This is a genomic window from Teichococcus coralli (genome assembly GCF_009829925.1).
Classification (GTDB): Bacteria; Pseudomonadota; Alphaproteobacteria; order Acetobacterales; family Acetobacteraceae; genus Pseudoroseomonas; species Pseudoroseomonas coralli.
Genome location: NZ_SNVJ01000004.1, coordinates 47,606 through 64,768, shown reverse-complemented (window position 1 = coordinate 64,768; position 17,163 = coordinate 47,606). Strand labels below are relative to the sequence as shown.

The window sequence follows — 17,163 nt, the reverse complement described above, 5'->3', positions numbered from 1 at the left end:
GCGGCTGAAGTGCGCCAAGGCGAACGGAAGCCGCGCCAGCTTCGGCGGCAACCGGTCGTTCGGAGGAGCGGCGGGCGCGTCCGCGTCGTTCACGGCGGCGTTCCCGCGGGCAGGCCTGGCCGCCCATGCGCCCGCTGCGACCCCGTGCGGGCACGGCCCGGGTGTTGAGCATGCTCGCCTCCTCCAGAGAGGCGCCGGGAAGGCCGCACCCTCCCCATCCCCAAGTCAGCGCCGCGTTCCGCCTCCGCTCTCCGGCCGGAAGACCGGCCGCGGAAGAAGCAGGCTTTGCGGCAGCGAGCCCCTTGGCCCTGGGTGCTCAGGCCGCCATCCGGCCGCTTTCCAGAAAGCTCATCGCCGAGATCACGGCGCCGGGGCTGGCGGCCAGCGGCGTGTGCAGGGCGCGCACGCGGGTGAAGGCATCCTCCCGGCCGGGAAGGCGGGTCTCCTCGACGGTGACAATGCCGTCGTTGTCGCCGGGCAGCAACGGGTTGAAGCCCCGTCCGCCCGTGCCTCCGGCGATCACCGCCAGGCCACGGCAATCCGGCACAGGCACCAAGGCCGCGCCCGCGGGCGTCACCGTCTGGCCGCAGCTTCCGGTCAGCGCCCGGTAGGCGGCCACCCGGGTGGCCATCCCCGCGATTCCGGCACCCCGCGCGGGCGAGCCGATCAGCACCAGCCGCCCCGGCCGCCAGCCATCCTCGGCGGCGCGCGCCATGGCGGCCCGCGCCACCAGCCCGCCCAGACTGTGCCCGACAAAGGCGACTTCGCCGGCCCCATCCTCCGCCAGCGCGGCGGCAACGCGGCTGGCCGCACGCGCATGGTGCTCCAGGGACTGCCGCAGGCTGGCATAGCCGATATTCGCCACCGCCCAGCCGGTATCGGCCAGCGCGCCGGCCATCCGCGCCATGCCGCCGGGATGGTGCCCGAGCCCATGCAGCACCACCACCGCGCGGCGGCAGCCGGCGGGGCGCGCCAGGCGCGACGCCTGCGCGAGGCAGGCCTCCGCCGCCCCGGTCAGCGCGATGCCACCGAAGGGGTCCACCGCCCGGCCGAGGCCGGTCTTGCAATGCGTCTGCACCCGCCAGCCGGAGCGGGACCAGATATCCGTCCAGGGCTGGAACACACCCGTGAACCGCCGCGTGCGCATCTTCACGCGCATCGCCCGGAGCCTCCATGGCGCCCATGGGCGCCGGCCAGAACGGAAACACGTGGGCGGGGCGTGGTGCGCAAGGAGCCTTCCTTCCGGGCTGGGCCGAACCGCAACAATATCGTGGTGCCGCCAGGGCTTCGTAAAGATGCGGTGAGGCATGGGCGGGGCAACCCTTCGGGCTTCCGCCGCCTCACGCCATGACACACACCAAGTCCCGCGCCATATGTCGGGGCCAGCAAGGAGTGCCGGCACGATGTCCTCGTTCGTAGCGACCCTGACCCTGAACCCCACCATCGACCTCGCCAGCGAGGCCGAGACAGTGCATCCGGTCCGCAAGATCCGCACCCATGGCGAGCGGCAGGATCCCGGCGGCGGCGGCGTCAACGTGGCGCGGGTGGTGCGGGAGCTGGGCGGGGAGACGCTCGCCATCATCCTGGCCGGAGGCGTCACCGGGCGGTTCCTGGAGGAGCTGCTGGAGGAAGGCGGCGTGCCGCACCGCGCCATCCCGATCGCCGGGCGCACCCGCATCAGCCATACGGTGCTGGAGCGGAAAACCGGGCTGGAATACCGCTTCGTGGCGGAGGGGCCGGCCATTTCCGCGCCGGAATGGGAGGCCGCCCTGGCCGCCATGGCCGAGTTGCGCGAAGGCTGGCTGGTGGCCAGCGGCAGCCTGCCGCCCGGCGTGCCGGCCGACTTCTACGCCCGGCTGGCCGCCCAGGCTTCCCGGCAGGGGCTGCACTGCGTGCTCGACACGTCCGGCGAGGGGCTGGAGCTGGCGCTGCGGCAGGGTGGGCTGGAGCTGATCAAGCCGAGCCTTGGCGAGTTCGAGACGCTGATGGGCCGGCCGCTGCGCGAGGCGGCGGCGCAGGAAGCGGCGGCGATGGAAGTGGTCCGCGGCGGCGGCGCCCGGATGGTGGCGGTGACGCTGGGGGGCGACGGCGCATTGCTGGCCACGGCGGACGGCACGCTGCGCCTGCCGGCGCTCGACGTGGTGGTGCGCGGCGCGGTGGGCGCGGGGGACAGCTTCCTCGCCGCCATGACGCTCGCCCTGGCCCGCGGCGACATGCCCACGGACGCCTTTGCCTGGGGCGTCGCTGCCGGAGCGGCGGCGGTTTCCAATGCCGGCACGGCGCATCCCACGCGGGCGGAAGTGGGCGCGCTGCGCGCCCGCATCACCTCCGTGCCGCAGATGGCGGGGATCCTGCCGTGACCCGGCGGCTGCTGGCGGATCTCGGCGGCACCAATGCCCGTTTCGCGCTGAGCGAGGATGGCGGCCCGCCGCGGGAGGAGCGCAAGCTGGCGGTGGCCGACCATCCCGGCGTGGTGGCCGCCGCCCGTGCCTACCTGGAGGGCCGCCATGTGGAGGAGGCGGTCTTTGCCGTCGCCACGCCGGTGGGCGGCGATGCCATCACCTTCACCAACAACGACTGGCATTTCTCGGTGCGGGAGGCGCAGCGCGCGCTGGGCCTGGAGCGGCTGACGGTGATCAACGACTTCGTCGCCCAGGCGGCCGCCATCGGCCTGATGTCGGCGGAGGACCTGCGGGTGCTCAAGCCCGGCCAGCCGCAGCCGGAGCGGCCGCTGGTGGTGCTGGGGCCCGGCACCGGCCTGGGCGTCGCCTTCGTGCTGCGGGAAGGCGGCGTGCCCCATATCCTGCCCAGCGAGGGCGGCCACGCCTCCTTCGCCCCGCAGGACGCGCTGCAGGCCGAGATCCTGCAGCGGATGCGGCCGCTCCATGGCGGGCACGTCTCCACCGAACGGCTGCTCTCCGGCCCGGGCCTCCTGCAGATCGCCCGCAGCCTGGGCGAGATCCGCGGCAGGCCGGTGCCGGTGGAGAACCCGGCAGATGTCAGCCGGCTGGCGGCCTCGGGCGGCGACCCCGTCTGCGCCGAGGCGTTGCGGCTGTTCTCCGCCATCCTCGGCGCGACCGCCGGGAACCTGGCGTTGACGCTGCTCGCCGAGGGCGGCGTCTACCTCGCCGGCGGCCTCTGCCGGAACCTTGGCCCATTGCTGGACCGGGAGGCCCTGCTGGCCGCCTTCCACGCGAAGGGGCGCTTCGGCGGGCTGCTGGAAGCGGTGCCTGTTGTGCAGGTGTTGCGCCCGCATACCGGTCTGCTCGGCGCCGCCGCCTATCGTCCCCGCCTCACCGCCGGCTGAATCGGGGCGACATCGCGGGGCGGGTGCGCATCCAGTGGGCGGGACAGGCGTTCTTGTTCCGGTGCAACCGGGGACCAGGGTAACCGCGATGACGGAGATGAGGATCGAGCTGCCAGAGAGTCTCGCCGAGGAGATCGAACGCCGGGCGAGCGAGCTGGGCACCACGCTGGACGAGCTGCTTTCGGTGGTGGTTTCGGAGGCGGTCACCGAGCTGCCCGGCCGCGAGGAGGAACGCGACTGGGAGTTCCGCTAGCCGCCCGCGCGTTGCGCCGGCGCCGGTGGATGTGACCGGCGCCGGTGCGACCGCCGCGCCGCCTGCCGGTTGATCCGCAAAGGCAGGAGAGACGCATGAGACTGGACGGCAAGCTCGCCATCATCACCGGTGCGGATTCCGGCATCGGCCGCGCCATCGCCGAGCTGTTCGCGCAGCAGGGGGCGGATGTCTGCCTCAGCTACTACCATGACCGGGAAGGCGGCGAGGAGACCGGGCGCCGCGTGCAGGCCGCAGGAAGGCGCGCGCTGGTCGTGCAGTGCGACGTCGGCGACCCGGCCTCGGTCGATTCGCTGTTCCGGGCGGCCGCCGGCCTTGGCGTTCCCGAGCTGCTGGTGAACAATGCCGGCACCGGGATGTCGGACATGCCCGTTGCCGAACTGGACGACGAAACGCTGGAACGCGTCCTGCGCACCGACATGAAGGGCCCGCTGTTCTGCTGCCGCGCCTTCATCCGCCTTCGCCGACAGCACGGCGGCCGTGGCCGCATCGTCAACATCAGCTCGGTGGCGCAGTTCCTGCCGACGCCGGAAAGCGCACCCTACGGCATGGCCAAGGCGGCGGTGGGATCACTCACCCGCAGCCTGGCGCGGGAGCTGGCGGAGGACAAGATCAACGTCAACAACATCGCTCCCGGCATGATCCAGACGCCGATGACGCAGAAGCGCCTCGACGATCCGAAGGAGCGCGAATCCTCCTTCGCCGCGATCCCGTGGCACCGGGCCGGCCAGCCCGGAGAAATCGCGCAGCTCGCGCTGTTTCTCGCCGCCGACACGGGCGACTACGTCACCGGCCAGACCTGGGTGATCGATGGCGGGCTGATGATGAACTGGGGCGGCGCCTGACCGGCAGGCGGGGAGAGCCGGGCAGCCCTCTGTTCCCGGCTCGCCTCGCGCGGGGATCAGCGCGCGGCGACGAGCCGCAGCGGCGCGACGCGTGCGTGCCGCATCTCCTGCGCGATCGCCAGCAGAACACCGGCGGTCAGGGCGAGATCCCCCGGCAGCAGTTCCACGCTGCCCTCGATCGCCAGCCGGGCGTGATCGGCGATCCAGCCGGCGACATGCTCGATGGCCTCCGGCGTGTTGCGGGCGGCCGCAGCGGCAAGCGCTGCGCTAAATTCGGCGGAAGGTTCGCGATAGACGTCTTGTTCCACGGCCAGCTGCCACTTCAGGTTAGTTAGGGCTGTTAGGGTGAGGCCATGCGGTTAAGCGTTTCTTAACCGAAGCCATGCGCCGCACGCCCCGGCAGCGTTTCGGGAACGCATCGCGCCGGCGGGTGTTCATGCCCGCATGGACGCCACACTGTTCCACAACCCCGCTGCCGGCGATGAAGGGCATTCCCCGGAAGCGCTGGTGAAGCTGCTGCGGGCGGCCGGACTGGCAGCCCGGCCCTGCAACACCAAGGGCGAGCGGTTCCGCGAAGCGCTGGAAGCCGCGCAGGGGCTGGCCATCGTCGCCGGCGGCGACGGCACGGTGGGCAAGGTCGCGACCCGCCTGCGGGACCACCGGCTGCCCATCGCCATCCTGCCGCTGGGAACGGCCAACAACCTCGCGCGCGCGCTTGGCAGCTGGGGGACGCCGGAAGCCTTCGCCGCCAACTGGCGCACCGCCCAGCGCCGCCCGCTGAACCGCATCCGCGCCACCGGCCCCTGGGGAGGGCGCCGCTTCATCGAGGCGGCGGGCTTCGGCGCCTTCGCGCGGGCCGTCGAGCGGGCCGACCAGAAGGGGCTGAAGGGCGTCGAGGCCGGCCGCGCCGCCTTTCGCGCCGTTCTTTCGGCCGCGGAGCCGCTGCGCGCCTGCGTGACCATCGACGGCAAGGGCCGCGAGGTGGAAACGCTGTTCCTGGAGGTCATGAACATCGGCCTGTTCGGCCCGAACCTGCCACTGGCGCCGGAAGCGGCACCGGGCGACGGCAGGCTGGACGTCGTCAGCCTGCCTCCCGGGCGCCGCGAGGCCATGCTGGCCTGGCTGGAGGCGCCCGATGCGGGGCCGCCGCCGGTGGAGAGCTGGCGTGGCCGCCGCATCGCCGTGGACTGGCCCCGCGGCCCGATCCGCCTGGACGACGAGAGCATGCCGCATGAGCAGCCCTCCACCGCCAGCCTCGAACCGGAAGCCGAGGCGCTTCAGGTGCTGGTTCCGCCCAGCACGGAAATCGCAGAAAGGAGTTCAGCATGAGCGATGCGCTGCCGCAGGAAACCCTGGAGCGGATCGGCGCGGTGGCGCTCGACCTCGCCCGGCTGGCGGGACGGGAGATGGCTGCCGGGCTCCGCCGCACGCCGGAAGTCCGCTACAAGCCCGGCGGGCATGGCGGGGAAAGCCTGAGGGATCCCGTTTCCGAGGTGGACCAGGCGGTGGAGGCGATGATCCGCGCGCATCTGGCGGAGCATTTCCCGGAGCATGACGTGCTCGGCGAGGAGTCGGGTGAACGCCCGGCGCGCGGCAGCCGCTTCCTCTGGGCGGTGGACCCGGTGGACGGCACCGCCAACTACATCAACGGCTTTCCGCTCTATGCCGGTTCCATCGGCGTGCTGCTGGACGGCGCGCCGGTCGCCGGGGCGGTCTGGTGCGCCGCCAGCCACGCGCTGCGTGCCGGCGTCTACCATGCAATGCGCGGCGGCGGCCTGTTCTTCGAGGAGGAGCCGGTGCAGCCGCTTTTCAATCCGGCGGTGCGGCGGCGGCTGGGCGGCTTCGTGGACGCCTCGCCGCGCTCGCCGGAAGCCTGGGAGGCGCGGCGGACCGGCTCGGCGGCCATCGAATGCGCCTTCATCGCCGCCGGCGTGATGGATGTGGCCCGCTTCGAGCGGCCGAATGCCTGGGATGTGGCTGGCGGCTTCGCGCTGGTGCGCGCCACCGGCGGCGAGATCCGCACGCTGGGACCGGAGGGCTGGAAGCCTTTCGCGGACTTCGCCGCCGAGGCGCCCGACGGCGATCCCGGGCAGTGGCGCCGCCCGGTGATCCTGGGGCGGCCGGAGGCGGTCCGGCAACTCTGCGAACTGACCTCCTGACCCTGGTCGCCGCTCGCCTCGCGCCGCCCGTGCGGCTAGGCAGTCCGAGGACCTTCCCTTCCCTCCGACAAGGCCTTCCGATGCCCCAAAGCCCCACCCGCCCCGCTCCGCCCCCGCACCGCCGCCTGAGCGCCGCCCTGGCCGACCTGCACCGTGCCCTGCTGAACGCCCAGGCGGCCGGCAGCCCCCTGGCCAGCAACCCCTACGCCTTGCTGCAGGCGGTGATGCACGACCCCGACTTCGCCTGGCTGCGCGGCTTCAGCAACCTGATGCTGCGGATCGACGAGGCGGGAGCGAAGGGCGCCACGCCTTCTCCCGAGGCCATGCAGGGCTTCCTGGCCGATGCGCTGCACCTCGTGGAGGGCGGCGGCGATGCGGCTTCCGCCGACATCCACAGCAGGCTGCGCACCTTCCTGCTGCGCCCCGAGGTGGCGGCGAAGGCCGCGGCCCTGCGCGCCACGGTCGGCGATCTGCGGCAATCCCTGGCGCAATAGCGCCGCGCTGCGGCGCAACAGGCGGCCAGGCTGGAAAGCTGGCCGGCGGCAGCGCCCTTATCCCCAGATCGGGTGGACATGCCTGTGGAAAAGCTGGTGGACAACCGGGAAAACCGGGTGGCGACTCAGGCGGATTCCACGGTTTGCTACGCTCCTGTGACAGAGCGACCGCCTTAGCCGCTCAAACTTTCCGCCGTGCGCCGCCAGCCGATGACGGGCGACGGTGGCAGGCCGCATCGCCCGCGGGTGCCACCGAAACCGGGGGAATTCATTTCCCCCGGAGTTTTCACGACAGATGTTCCGCGGGGCCGGGTTCCGCCCGTGCCGGGCGCCGGATCAGCGTCACCACCGGCCAGAGCAGGAACAGGATGGCGAGGGTGGAAATGCCGCCCACCAGCGCGTTCCCCCAGAAGATGCCGAAGGAGCCATGGCTGATGATCATGGACTGGCGAAAGGCGTCCTCCGCCTTGTCGCCGATCACCATGGCCAGCACCAGCGGCGCGATCGGGTAATCGAGCTTCTTCATGCCCCAGCCGACCAGGCCGAAGACCAGCATCAGCCAGAGGTCGAAGCCGGCGCTGGCGACGCTCCAGGCGCTGATGGCGCAGATCACCACGATCAGCGGCGCCACCACGGTGAAGGGCAGGCGCAGGATGGCGGCGAAGAGCGGCACCGTCGCCAGCACCAGCACCACCGCCACGACGTTGGACAGGTAGAGCGAGGAGATCATGCCCCAGACGAAGTCGCGCTGCTCGATGAACAGCATCGGCCCCGGGTTGAGGCCCCAGATCATCAGGCCGCCCAGCATCACCGCGGCGGTGGCCGAGCTGGGCACGCCCAGCGCCAGCATCGGCAGCATGGCGGCGGTGCCGGCGGCGTGGTCGGCGGTCTCGGGGGAGACGATGCCTTCCGGCTCGCCGCGCCCGAAGCGCGCGCCGTTGCGCGAGAAGCGCCGGGCGATGCCATAGGACATGAAGGAGGCCGCCGTCGGCCCGCCGGGCGTGATGCCCATCCAGACGCCGATGGCCGCCGAACGCAGCAGCGCCACCCAGTAGCGCGGCAGCCGCGCCGCCGCCTGCAGCACCGCGCGCGGCGAGAGATGCGCGGAGACCGGGCGGAACTCCAGCGTCTCCTCCATGGTCAGCAGCAGCTCGCCGATGCCGAAAAGCCCGATCACCACCACCAGGAAGCTGACGCCGCGGATCAGCTCCGGCATGTCGAAGGTCAGCCGCATGCCGCCGGAGACGATGTCCATGCCGACCGTCGCCAGCGCGAAGCCGGTGACAATGGAGACGATGGTCTTGAGCGGCTTGCCGCCGCCGAAGGCGACAAAGGAGGCGAAGGCGAGGAAATAGACCGCGAAATATTCCGGCGGCGCGAAGCGCAGCGCGAAGCTGGCGACGAAGCTGGACAGCAGCGTGATGGTGACGATGCCCACCAGCGCGCCGAAGCCGGCCGACAGGAAGGCGGTGGTCAGCGCCTCGGCCGCGCGGCCCTGGCGCGCCATCGGGTGCCCGTCGAAGGTGGTGGCGACGGAGGATGGCTCGCCGGGGATGTTGAACAGGATGGAGGTGGTCGAGCCGCCGAACAGCGCCCCCCAGTAGGTGCTGGTCAGCAGGATGATGGCCGAGACCGGGTCCATGGTGAAGGTCAGCGGCAGCAGCAGCGTGACGCCGTTCGGTGCTCCCAGCCCCGGCAGCACGCCGACCAGGATGCCCAGCAGCACGCCACCGATCATCAGCGCCATGTGGTGCACGGTCAGCGCGACGGTGAAGCCGTGCATCAGCGCTTCAAGGTTTTCCATGCGCCGTTGTTCCTCAGTACAGGCCGAGCCAGGCTTCGATGGGTCCCTTGGGCAGCGGCAGCATGAACCAGTGCTCGAAGGCGAACCAGCTGAAGAGGACGGCGGCGGCCGCGGTGAGCAGCGCCGCCTTCCACCCATGGCCCTGCCAGAGCAGCATCCCCGCGAGGTAGAGCGCCATGGTCAGGTAGAGGCCGAGCGGGACGGCGAGCGCCACCAGCGCGACGATCGGCAGCAGGAAGCGGCCGATGCGCAGCGCCGCCTGCCGCCCCAGCACGCCCTGCGCCGCCAGCACGCGGCGTTGCGCCAGAGCCTGGCCAGCGATGCCCAGGCTGGCCAGGATGGCGATGACGCCGAGCCAGAAAGGCAGGGTTCCGGCCTGCGGCCCCTGGTCCGACCAGGCGACGGGGTGCTCCAGCGCCCCCATCGCCACCGTGATGCCGAAGCCAAGGACGACGAGCGCCCCCAGCAGCTCGAGCGCGAGGCGGGACAGCAGCGGGCTGTCCTCGGTGCTCTCGTCCATGGCGCGGTCCTCCCCTGCCCGTCAGCCCGGCGCGTCCGCCCGGCGCCTCAGTTCACCAGCCAGCCTTCCTCGCGGAACAGCTCGGTCGAGCTCTTCTGGTCCTTGGCCATGAAGGTCTTGAGCTGCTCGGCGTCCATGAAGCGGGCGGTCTGCGAGGTGCGGGTGACGAACTCCTTCCATTCCGGCGTCTCGGCGACGCGGCGGAGCACGCCCTCGTAGTATTCGCGCACCCCGTCGGAGACCTTGGGCGGCAGGAAGACGGTGCGCGGCATGCGGTACTCGGCGACCGGGATGCCTTCCTCCTTGCAGGTCGGAATGTCGTGCCAGCCCTTGCCCTCGGTGACCGCCGGCCCCTCCGGCAGGCGCTCCGGCGAAAAGACGCAGAGCGGCTTCACCTGTCCGCCGCGCCAGGCGCCCAGGCTCTCGGAAGGGTTGTTCACGTTGGAGTCGATGTGGCCGCCGGCGAGCTGCACGCCGGCCTCGCCGCCGGAGCGGAAGGGCACATAGGTCCAGCGGGCACCGATGCCCTTCTCGATCAGCCGGGTGAGGATCTGGTCGGTATCCTTGGACTGCGCGCCGCCCATGCGGAACTTGCCCTCGGGCGCGGCCTTCAGCGCCTTCACGTAGTCCGCCGCGTCCTTGTAGGGCGCGTCGGCCTTGGTCCAGAGGACGAACTCGTCAAAGGCCATGGCGGCGACGGGCGTCAGCTCCTCGGGCTTCCAGGCCACCTTGGAGACCAGCGGCAGCAGCCACTCGTTGGAGGTGCCGAAGATCAGCTTGTGCGTGTCGCCCCCGGCCAGCTTCGTGTAGACGAAGCCCTCGGCGCCGGAGCCGCCGCCCTTGTTCGAGACGATGACCGAGACCGGCAGCAGGTCGTATTTGCCGATGATGGCCTGCACCGTGCGGGCGAAGTTGTCGGTGCCGCCGCCGGGACCGGAGGCGACGACGAACTCCACGGGCTTGGTGGGCTTCCATTCGGCGGCGACCGCCGCCGGCAGCGTGGCACTCAGGCCGAGAACGGCGCCGAACGCCGCGATGGTCATGCGCATGATCCGTTGTTCCTCCTTGAAGCGTTGCGCCGGCCCTCTTGCGGGGCCTTGCGCGGGCGCCGGGCCGGCACCCGCGAGGGTCTCAGGCCGCCATGGCGGCCCGTGCCTCGAGCAGCGAGCCGGCCGCGTCCGGCCGCTGGCGCCGCTGCGCCGCGCCCATCCGGGCGGCCAGCAGCAGCGCGTTGCGGGCAGCGCCGGGATGGGCGATGCCCTTTCCGGCGATGTCATAGGCCGTGCCATGGGCCGGCGTGCAGATCGGGAAGGGGAAGCCGCCGAGCAGCGTCACGCCCTGCTCGAAGCCGATCAGCTTCATCGCGATCTGCCCCTGGTCGTGGTACATGGTCAGCACCGCGTCGAAGTCGCCGCGCTTGGCGCGGACGAAGACGGTGTCCGAGGGATAGGGGCCGTCGCAGCCGATCTGCTCGCGCTTCGCCTCCTCCACCGCCGGCCCGATGACGTCGATCTCCTCGCGGCCGAAATTGCCACCGTCGCCGGCATGCGGGTTCAGCCCGGCCACCGCGATGCGCGGCCTGGCCACGCCGGAATCGCGCAGCGCCGCCTCGGTCAGGCGCAGGTTGTTCAGGATCGCCTCGCGGGTGATCAGCGGCGCCACGCCGGAGAGCGGCACATGCGAGGTGACGCGGGCGTTCCACAGCCCTTCCAGCACGTTGAACTCCTTGGCCACGCCGTCGAAGCCGATGAAGCGGGCGGTGAAGGAGATCTCGTCGTCATAGTCCGGCACGTGCAGCCGCATCGCCGCCTTGTTGAAGGGCGTGAAGGTCACGGCGTCCACATCGCCGCGCATGGCCAGGGCCAGGGCGTAGCGGAAGTTCTCGGCGGCGAAGCGGCCGCCCGCCTCGCTGATCTTGCCACGCTCGATGGCGGCCGGATCCAGCGTGCCGAGGTCCACGAAGACCGGCTCAGCCAGGTCGCGCGGCAGCGGCGCGTCGGGCGCGACGAAGCGCAGGGCGGGAGCGACGCCGGCCACCCGGGCGCCCTCCTCCAGAACGCGGCGGTCACCGATGACGATCAGGCCCGCGGCGGCGCGCACTTCCGGCTCGGCCAGCACGCGGGCGGTCAGCTCAGGACTGATCCCGGCGGGGTCGCCCATGGCCAGGGCAAGGATCGGAAGGGTGGCGTCCGGCATGCATCTCTCCCGGGATAGCCGGCCCTGGAGGGCCAGTCTGCGTTGAGAGTTTTGTGCACTGTATGCAGAAACTCCGCAAGAGGCTTCGCAGCCACCCCCCAAAGGGGCCATATACTTCCGGTGATCACAAGACAGGGTGCCATGACCAGCATCGCCTCGACCGAACCTCAGGCCGGCGCCGCGCCCCTGGAGGACTTCGCCATTCCCCGCCAGAGCCTGCACGGGCAGGTGGTGACACGGCTGCGCGACATGGTGACGGAAGGCCATCTGGCGCCCGGGCAGCGCATCAACGAGGTGGCGCTCGGCGCCGCGCTGGGCGTTTCCCGCACGCCGCTGCGCGAGGCGCTGAAGACCCTGGCCGGCGAGGGCCTTGTGGAGCTGGTGCCCACCCGCGGTGCCGTGGTCCGCCGCTTCTCCCTGAAGGACATCGCCGACAGCATGGAGGTGCTGAAGGCGCTGGAGCAACTCGCCGGCCGGCGCGCCTGCGCCGTCGCCACCGACGCGGAAATCGCCCATGTGCTGGCGCTGCACGACCAGTTGCGCGAGCGCTACGCGGCGGGCGACCGCCTGCCCTACTTCAAGGTCAACCAGGCCATCCATTCCGCCATCGTCACCCTGGCCGACAACCCGACCCTGCTGCGGATGCACGAGATCCTGCAGGCCCAGATGAAGCGCATCCGCTTCATCGGCCATGAGGGCGCCAACAAGTGGGCCGCCGCCATGGCGGAGCATGAGGAGATGGCCGCCGCCATGGCGCGGCGGGACGGCGAAGCCCTGGCGGAGGTGATCGGGCGCCATCACGACCTCGGGCTGGAGCGTATCCGCGAGGCCTACTGACCCTTTTTTCCCGCTCTGGACTGCCGCGGCGGCCCTGGCAATACTGCATCCTGTATGCAGAATACGGCGCGCCGGCATCACGGCGCCGGGGAGAAACGCCATGCAGTTCCAGACCCTGTTCCAACCCGCGCTTGAGCGTCCCGTGGTTGCCGCGCTGCTCGGCGCCGGCGAGTTCGGCCTGTCGCTGATCGCCCAGGCCCGGCGGATGCGCGGCCTCGACATCACCGCCGCCTTCGACCTCGACCCGGCGCGCGTCTCGGCGGCGCTGACCGAGATGGGCGTGCCGCATCGCCGCTGCGCCAGCCGCGCCGAGGCCGAGGCAGCCCGCACCGCCGGCGCCGTCGCCCTCTGCGAAAGGATGGAGGACCTGCTGGCCCTGCCGCTGGACATGGTGGTGGAGGCCACCGGCCATGCCGAGGCCGCCGCCGCCCATGCCACAGCCGCCATCAAGGCCGGCATCGGCGTCGCCATGGTGAGCAAGGAGGCCGAATGCGTGGTCGGCCCCGCCCTCGCGCGCCGTGCCGCCGCCGCCGGCGTGCCCTACACCCTGGTGGATGGCGACCAGCCGGCGCTGCTGGTCGGCCTGGTCTCCTGGGCACGCCTGCTGGGCCTGCCGATCGTCGCCGCCGGCAAGAGCAGCGAGTACGACTTCGTCATCGACCCGGCGACCGAGGAGGTCTCCTGGCTGGAGCGCCGCGCCCCGGCCAAGGGCATGATGCGCCACTGGCAGCTCGGCCGGGAGGTGGCCGCCACCGTCGCCGCGCGGGCGGAGCTGCTGGCCAGCCTGCCGCTGCGCACCGTGCCGGATTTCTGCGAGATGACGCTGGTCGCCAACGCCACCGGCATCCTGCCCGACCGGGAGGACTTCCACGCGCCTCTCGCCCGCACCGTGGAACTGCCGGACATCTACGGCCCGCGCGAGGCCGGCGGCGTGCTCTCCGCCCCCGGCAAGCTGGACGTCTTCAACGTGCTGCGCCGGCCGGACGAGACCAGCTTCGCCGGCGGCGTCTATGTCGTGGTGGAGCTGGCCGACACGCGCACCGGCGCGCTCTTCGCCGGCAAGGGCATCCCCGTCTCGGCCGACCGGCGGCGGGCGCTGATCTACAACCCCTCCCACCTGCTCGGCGTCGAGGCGCCCGTCTCCATCCTGGCCGCCGGGCGGCTGAAGCACTCCGTCCTCGGGCCGGACTATGCCCAGCGCGTGGACCTGCTGGGCCGCGCCACGCAGGACCTGCCCGCCGGGCACGAGCTCCGCATCGAGGGCAACCGCCACGCCGTGCCGGGCATCGATCCGCTGCTGCGTCCGACCGCCGCGCCCGGGCCGGAAGCGCCGCTGCCCTACTACATGGCCGTCGGCCGGCGCCTGCGGCGGGCCGTTCCCGCCGGCACGGTGCTGACGCGCGACATGGTGGAGGCGCCGGCCGACAGCCTGCTCTGGCGCCTGCGCGATGAGCAGGACGCCATGCGCTGAGAAGGCCGGGGGAAAAGGAACTCTCCCCGGATCCCCCTCTTCCTTTTTTCTGCCGGCTCTTGGTCACGCGACGGCATCCGCACGCGCCGCCGAGGGCGCCAGCGGCATCCGAGGGCGCAGGAATGCAAGGGGGAGCGGGAAACCCTGCTCCCCCCGCGCTTACCGCAGCCGCAACCCCCTTGCGCCGCGCCGGTCGAGCAGCGCGATGGCGACCGCCACGCCCGCCACCAGCGCCGCGCCGGCCAGGAAGCGCCCCGCGGCCCTTTGGCGCGGCGCGCGCAGCCCGCCATCGATGCCGCCCGCCACCCGGGGCGGCGCGAAAAGGTTGCCGTCCGTCACCGGCGCCGGCCGGGCGCGCCGGAAATAGGCCGCCATGAAGCGCGCCATGGCGCGGGCGATCCAGCTGGGCGCCAGGGCATGCCCGAGCCGCACCAGGTGCACCACCTGGCCGACAACCGCCATGTCGCGCGGGTGGCGCGCAAGCCCGACGATCGTCTCGGCCACACGGCGGGCGTCATAGACCGGCGGCGGCGCCGAAAGGGCGCGGCCGGTGTAGTTGGCGCCGTGCAGCAGGCCCGGCGTGTCGATGAAGGCGGGATAGACGTCGCAGACCCGGATTCCCGGCTCGGCCGCCAGCTCGGCCCGGAGCGCTTCGGAAAAGCCCCTGAGCCCGAACTTGCTGGCGCTGTAGGCCGCCGCGAAGGGTGCCGCCGCGAAGCCGCCGAGCGAGATGGTGTTGATGAAGGTGCCATGCCCCTGCCGCAGGAAGATCGGCACCACCGCATGGGCGTCGTTCATGTGGCCGATCAGGTTGGCGCGGATCACCTGCTCATGCGCCGCCATCGGCGTCTCGTGGAAGCGGCCGACGGCACCTACGCCGACGTTGCTGACCCAGACGTCCACTTGGCCGCCGAAGGCCCGCGCCCGCTCGGCGAGCCGCTGCACGGCCCCGGCATCGGTCACGTCGGTCGGCACGGCGATGGCCTCGGCGCCCAGCGCGCGGCAGCCCGCCGCCACCTCCTCCAGGGCCGCGCCATCCCGCGCCGCCAGGACGAGGCGGGCATGGCGGCGGGCGAAGGCTTCCGCGGTGGCCTGGCCGATGCCGCTGGAAGCGCCGGTGATGACGACGGTCGCGCCGTTCAGGTTCCGCTGGATCATGCTCGCTCCGGGGCTGGGGTGGTGAGTGAACCGCAAGGGGGCGGCGCGGGTTGCTGGCCCGCCCCTTGCAGGAGCCTGGCCGAGCGGGTTTGCAGCAGGCGCGACGCGGCGCAGGATCGGGCCGGAGCGGATGGAAACAGGCAGGAGCGGATGGAATGCGGGTGATCGTTGTCGGCGCGGGCGTGCTGGGCGCCAGCGCCGCCTATCATCTCACGGCGGGCGGCGCCGAGGTGACCATCCTCGACCCCATGCTGGAAGGCCGCGCCACCGCCGCCGGGGCCGGCATCGTCTGCCCCTGGCGCTCGGCCGTGAGCGATGCGGACTGGTACCGGCTCGCCAGTGGTGGCGCGCGCGACTACCCCGCCCTGGCGGCGCAGCTTGCCGAGGATGGCGAGGCGGAGCTGGGCTACCGTCGCGTCGGCGCGCTGATCGTCGCCGGCGAGGATGGCGGGCTGCCGGAGGCCGAAGCCCGCACCCGCGCCCGCATGGAAGCCGCGCCCGAGGCCGGCACGCTGCACCGCCTCTCGCCCGATGAGGCGCGTCGCCTCTTTCCACCGCTGCGGCCGGATGAGCCGGCGCTGCATCTGAGCGGCGCGGCGCGGGTGGATGGCCGGCTGCTGGCCGCCGCCCTGCTGCGCGCCGCCATCCGGCGCGGCGCGGAGCTGCACCGCGACGCCGTGACCGGGCTCGTCGGCACCGTGTCGCGGGTGCAGGGAGTGCGCGCCGGGCGGCGCGAGTTCCACGCCGATGCGGTGCTGCTGGCGGCCGGCGCCTGGGCGCCGCCGCTGCTGGCGCCGCTGGGCCTGGACCTCGCCGTGGTGCCGCAGCGCGGGCAGATCCTGCACCTCCTGCTGCCGGGAATGCAGACGCGCGACTGGCCGGTGCTGCTGCCGATGAGCAGCCACTACCTGCTGGCCTTCGACGACTCGCGCGTGGTGGTGGGCGCGACGCGCGAGGCCGGCTCGGGCTTCGACCACCGCCTCACCGCCGGGGGCGTGCTGCAGGTGCTGCAGCAGGCGCTTGGCATCGCCCCCGGACTGGCTTCCGCGACGCTGCACGAGATGCGCATCGGCATGCGGCCGATGTCGCCCGACCTGAAGCCGTTGCTCGGCCCCGTGGCAGGCGTCGATGGGCTGGTGATCGGCAATGGCCTGGGCGCCAGCGGCCTAACCATCGGCCCCTATGCCGGGCGACTGCTGGCGCAACGCCTGCTGAAGGGCGAGGCCGAGATCTCCCTCGCACCCTATGATCCGCTGCGGCGCTGAGAAGGCTGGGGGAATGAATTCCCCCAGGCTCCCTTCTTTTTTCTTCGCGTTTCCGCACGGGCAGCCAGCACAGCCCCAGGCCAACAAAAAGAAGATGGGGGTCCGGGGGAATTCCTTTCCCCGGCCTTCTGGACAGGGCTGCGCGCGGGAAGGCAAAGGCAGCATATGACGGACAGTGTCGGCTTCGACTTCGCCCGGCTTTCGCCGCGGGACCGCTACAAGCTGCTGATCGGCACGGTGGTGCCGCGCCCGATCGCCTGGGTCACCACGGTGGACCCGGAGGGCCGGCCGAACGCGGCGCCCTACAGCTTCTTCAACTGCCTCTCGGCCGATCCGGCCATTGTCGCGCTCGGCATCGAGTTCCGCCCGGACGGGGCGCCGAAGGACACCGGCCGCAATATCCGCGCCAGCGGCTGCTTCACCGTCAACATCGTTTCCGACGCGCTGGTGGAGGCGATGAACGTCTGCGCCGTGCCCTTCCCGCCGGAGGTGGACGAGCTGGAGCGGGCGGGCCTCGCCCTTGTGCCCGGTGTGGCGGTGGCCAGCCCGCGCATCGCCGCCGCGCCGGCTGCGCTGGAATGCCGGCTGCACTCCTTTCTGGAGATCGGCAACTCGCGCGAGATCGTGCTGGGGGAGGTGGTGCACGCGCATCTGCGCGCCGACGCGGTGGATGACCGCCTGCACGTGGACCCGGCGGTGCTGGACGCGGTGGGCCGCATGGGCGGCCACGGCTATGCCCGCACGCGCGACCGCTTCGACCTGCCGACCATGAGCCTGGCCGAATTCACCGCCCGCACCGATGCTTCCGATGCCTGATGTTTCCCGTGAAAGCGAGA

The 17,163-nt window shown here is 72.1% G+C and carries 18 protein-coding genes; 11 read left to right on the top strand and 7 right to left on the bottom strand.

The features are described 5' to 3' along the window. Positions 1 to 316 precede the first annotated feature (316 nt). Positions 317 to 1,159 carry an esterase/lipase family protein gene (locus E0493_RS05875; RefSeq protein WP_160936002.1) on the bottom strand — a complete coding sequence of 281 codons (843 nt, stop codon included), beginning with the start codon at positions 1,157 to 1,159 and terminating at the stop codon, positions 317 to 319. 244 nt (positions 1,160 to 1,403) lie between these two features. Here E0493_RS05875 and E0493_RS05870 point away from each other — a divergent pair, with 244 nt between their 5' ends. The 4 genes from E0493_RS05870 to E0493_RS05855 all read left to right on the top strand — a co-directional run bounded on the left by E0493_RS05870 (position 1,404) and on the right by E0493_RS05855 (position 4,423). Further along, entirely contained in the window at positions 1,404 to 2,360 is a 957-nt protein-coding gene (locus E0493_RS05870; protein ID WP_160936001.1) for a 1-phosphofructokinase family hexose kinase, read from the top strand. After that, positions 2,357 to 3,307: a glucokinase gene (glk, locus tag E0493_RS05865; RefSeq protein ID WP_160936000.1), complete on the top strand. Its 951-nt coding sequence runs from the start codon at positions 2,357 to 2,359 to the stop codon at positions 3,305 to 3,307. The genes E0493_RS05870 and glk overlap by 4 nt, the downstream gene beginning before the upstream one ends. 88 nt (positions 3,308 to 3,395) lie before the next feature. Beyond that, on the top strand, positions 3,396 to 3,560 hold the full coding sequence (locus E0493_RS05860; RefSeq protein WP_160935999.1) for a hypothetical protein: 165 nt from the start codon (positions 3,396 to 3,398) through the stop codon (positions 3,558 to 3,560). A 95-nt stretch (positions 3,561 to 3,655) separates the two neighbouring features. Then, a complete protein-coding gene (locus E0493_RS05855) occupies positions 3,656 to 4,423 on the top strand; it encodes an SDR family NAD(P)-dependent oxidoreductase (protein ID WP_160935998.1) in 768 nt (255 codons plus the stop codon). Between the two features lie 56 nt (positions 4,424 to 4,479). Here E0493_RS05855 and E0493_RS05850 read toward each other — a convergent pair whose 3' ends face one another. Then, positions 4,480 to 4,731 (bottom strand): hypothetical protein, encoded by a 252-nt coding sequence (locus tag E0493_RS05850; protein WP_160935997.1) that lies wholly within the window; start codon positions 4,729 to 4,731, stop codon positions 4,480 to 4,482. A 136-nt stretch (positions 4,732 to 4,867) separates the two neighbouring features. Between E0493_RS05850 and E0493_RS05845 the strand changes: the two genes are divergently transcribed. From E0493_RS05845 to E0493_RS05835, 3 genes are all read left to right on the top strand, one after another. Continuing rightward, a complete protein-coding gene (locus tag E0493_RS05845) occupies positions 4,868 to 5,752 on the top strand; it encodes a diacylglycerol/lipid kinase family protein (protein ID WP_160935996.1) in 885 nt (294 codons plus the stop codon). After that, positions 5,749 to 6,582: an inositol monophosphatase family protein gene (locus E0493_RS05840; RefSeq protein ID WP_160935995.1), complete on the top strand. Its 834-nt coding sequence runs from the start codon at positions 5,749 to 5,751 to the stop codon at positions 6,580 to 6,582. The genes E0493_RS05845 and E0493_RS05840 overlap by 4 nt, the downstream gene beginning before the upstream one ends. An 80-nt stretch (positions 6,583 to 6,662) precedes the next feature. After that, the gene (locus tag E0493_RS05835) at positions 6,663 to 7,076 is read left to right on the top strand and encodes a hypothetical protein (RefSeq protein ID WP_160935994.1); all 414 of its coding nucleotides are present in this window, start codon (positions 6,663 to 6,665) and stop codon (positions 7,074 to 7,076) included. A 286-nt stretch (positions 7,077 to 7,362) separates the two neighbouring features. On the opposite strand, the gene E0493_RS05830 is transcribed toward E0493_RS05835, so the two are convergent. The 4 genes from E0493_RS05830 to E0493_RS05815 all read right to left on the bottom strand — a co-directional run bounded on the left by E0493_RS05830 (position 7,363) and on the right by E0493_RS05815 (position 11,596). Continuing rightward, positions 7,363 to 8,880: a tripartite tricarboxylate transporter permease gene (locus E0493_RS05830; protein ID WP_160935993.1), complete on the bottom strand. Its 1,518-nt coding sequence runs from the start codon at positions 8,878 to 8,880 to the stop codon at positions 7,363 to 7,365. A 13-nt stretch (positions 8,881 to 8,893) separates the two neighbouring features. Further along, positions 8,894 to 9,400 (bottom strand): tripartite tricarboxylate transporter TctB family protein, encoded by a 507-nt coding sequence (locus tag E0493_RS05825; protein ID WP_160935992.1) that lies wholly within the window; start codon positions 9,398 to 9,400, stop codon positions 8,894 to 8,896. A gap of 47 nt (positions 9,401 to 9,447) precedes the next feature. Beyond that, a complete protein-coding gene (locus E0493_RS05820; protein ID WP_160935991.1) occupies positions 9,448 to 10,449 on the bottom strand; it encodes a Bug family tripartite tricarboxylate transporter substrate binding protein in 1,002 nt (333 codons plus the stop codon). Between the two features lie 82 nt (positions 10,450 to 10,531). Beyond that, positions 10,532 to 11,596 carry a 4-hydroxythreonine-4-phosphate dehydrogenase PdxA gene (locus tag E0493_RS05815; RefSeq protein WP_235913617.1) on the bottom strand — a complete coding sequence of 355 codons (1,065 nt, stop codon included), beginning with the start codon at positions 11,594 to 11,596 and terminating at the stop codon, positions 10,532 to 10,534. 141 nt (positions 11,597 to 11,737) lie between these two features. Between E0493_RS05815 and E0493_RS05810 the strand changes: the two genes are divergently transcribed. Together E0493_RS05810 and E0493_RS05805 are read left to right on the top strand one after the other, a co-directional pair. After that, positions 11,738 to 12,433, top strand: a complete 696-nt coding sequence (locus E0493_RS05810; RefSeq protein WP_160935990.1) for a GntR family transcriptional regulator — start codon at positions 11,738 to 11,740, stop codon at positions 12,431 to 12,433. 100 nt (positions 12,434 to 12,533) lie between these two features. Next, positions 12,534 to 13,904, top strand: coding sequence for a hypothetical protein (locus E0493_RS05805; protein WP_160935989.1), 1,371 nt, complete (start codon positions 12,534 to 12,536; stop codon positions 13,902 to 13,904). A gap of 159 nt (positions 13,905 to 14,063) precedes the next feature. Here E0493_RS05805 and E0493_RS05800 read toward each other — a convergent pair whose 3' ends face one another. Beyond that, entirely contained in the window at positions 14,064 to 15,062 is a 999-nt protein-coding gene (locus E0493_RS05800) for an SDR family oxidoreductase (RefSeq protein WP_202396938.1), read from the bottom strand. 155 nt (positions 15,063 to 15,217) lie between these two features. Here E0493_RS05800 and E0493_RS05795 point away from each other — a divergent pair, with 155 nt between their 5' ends. After that, positions 15,218 to 16,327: an NAD(P)/FAD-dependent oxidoreductase gene (locus E0493_RS05795; RefSeq protein WP_160935988.1), complete on the top strand. Its 1,110-nt coding sequence runs from the start codon at positions 15,218 to 15,220 to the stop codon at positions 16,325 to 16,327. Positions 16,328 to 16,492: 165 nt separating this feature from the next. Further along, positions 16,493 to 17,143 carry a flavin reductase family protein gene (locus tag E0493_RS05790; protein ID WP_160935987.1) on the top strand — a complete coding sequence of 217 codons (651 nt, stop codon included), beginning with the start codon at positions 16,493 to 16,495 and terminating at the stop codon, positions 17,141 to 17,143. Positions 17,144 to 17,163: the final 20 nt, after the last annotated feature.

Excerpts from the sequence above, each read along its gene's own strand:
- E0493_RS05875 (WP_160936002.1), bottom strand. The coding sequence starts at position 1,159 with ATGCGCGTGAAGATGCGCACGCGGCGGTTCACGGGTGTGTTCCAGCCC.
- E0493_RS05870 (WP_160936001.1), top strand. The coding sequence starts at position 1,404 with ATGTCCTCGTTCGTAGCGACCCTGACCCTGAACCCCACCATCGACCTC.
- E0493_RS05860 (WP_160935999.1), top strand. The coding sequence starts at position 3,396 with ATGACGGAGATGAGGATCGAGCTGCCAGAGAGTCTCGCCGAGGAGATC.
- E0493_RS05855 (WP_160935998.1), top strand. The coding sequence starts at position 3,656 with ATGAGACTGGACGGCAAGCTCGCCATCATCACCGGTGCGGATTCCGGC.
- E0493_RS05845 (WP_160935996.1), top strand. The coding sequence starts at position 4,868 with ATGGACGCCACACTGTTCCACAACCCCGCTGCCGGCGATGAAGGGCAT.
- E0493_RS05840 (WP_160935995.1), top strand. The coding sequence starts at position 5,749 with ATGAGCGATGCGCTGCCGCAGGAAACCCTGGAGCGGATCGGCGCGGTG.
- E0493_RS05835 (WP_160935994.1), top strand. The coding sequence starts at position 6,663 with ATGCCCCAAAGCCCCACCCGCCCCGCTCCGCCCCCGCACCGCCGCCTG.
- E0493_RS05830 (WP_160935993.1), bottom strand. The coding sequence starts at position 8,880 with ATGGAAAACCTTGAAGCGCTGATGCACGGCTTCACCGTCGCGCTGACC.
- E0493_RS05825 (WP_160935992.1), bottom strand. The coding sequence starts at position 9,400 with ATGGACGAGAGCACCGAGGACAGCCCGCTGCTGTCCCGCCTCGCGCTC.
- E0493_RS05820 (WP_160935991.1), bottom strand. The coding sequence starts at position 10,449 with ATGCGCATGACCATCGCGGCGTTCGGCGCCGTTCTCGGCCTGAGTGCC.
- E0493_RS05815 (WP_235913617.1), bottom strand. The coding sequence starts at position 11,596 with ATGCCGGACGCCACCCTTCCGATCCTTGCCCTGGCCATGGGCGACCCC.
- E0493_RS05810 (WP_160935990.1), top strand. The coding sequence starts at position 11,738 with ATGACCAGCATCGCCTCGACCGAACCTCAGGCCGGCGCCGCGCCCCTG.
- E0493_RS05805 (WP_160935989.1), top strand. The coding sequence starts at position 12,534 with ATGCAGTTCCAGACCCTGTTCCAACCCGCGCTTGAGCGTCCCGTGGTT.
- E0493_RS05800 (WP_202396938.1), bottom strand. The coding sequence starts at position 15,062 with ATGATCCAGCGGAACCTGAACGGCGCGACCGTCGTCATCACCGGCGCT.
- E0493_RS05795 (WP_160935988.1), top strand. The coding sequence starts at position 15,218 with ATGCGGGTGATCGTTGTCGGCGCGGGCGTGCTGGGCGCCAGCGCCGCC.
- E0493_RS05790 (WP_160935987.1), top strand. The coding sequence starts at position 16,493 with ATGACGGACAGTGTCGGCTTCGACTTCGCCCGGCTTTCGCCGCGGGAC.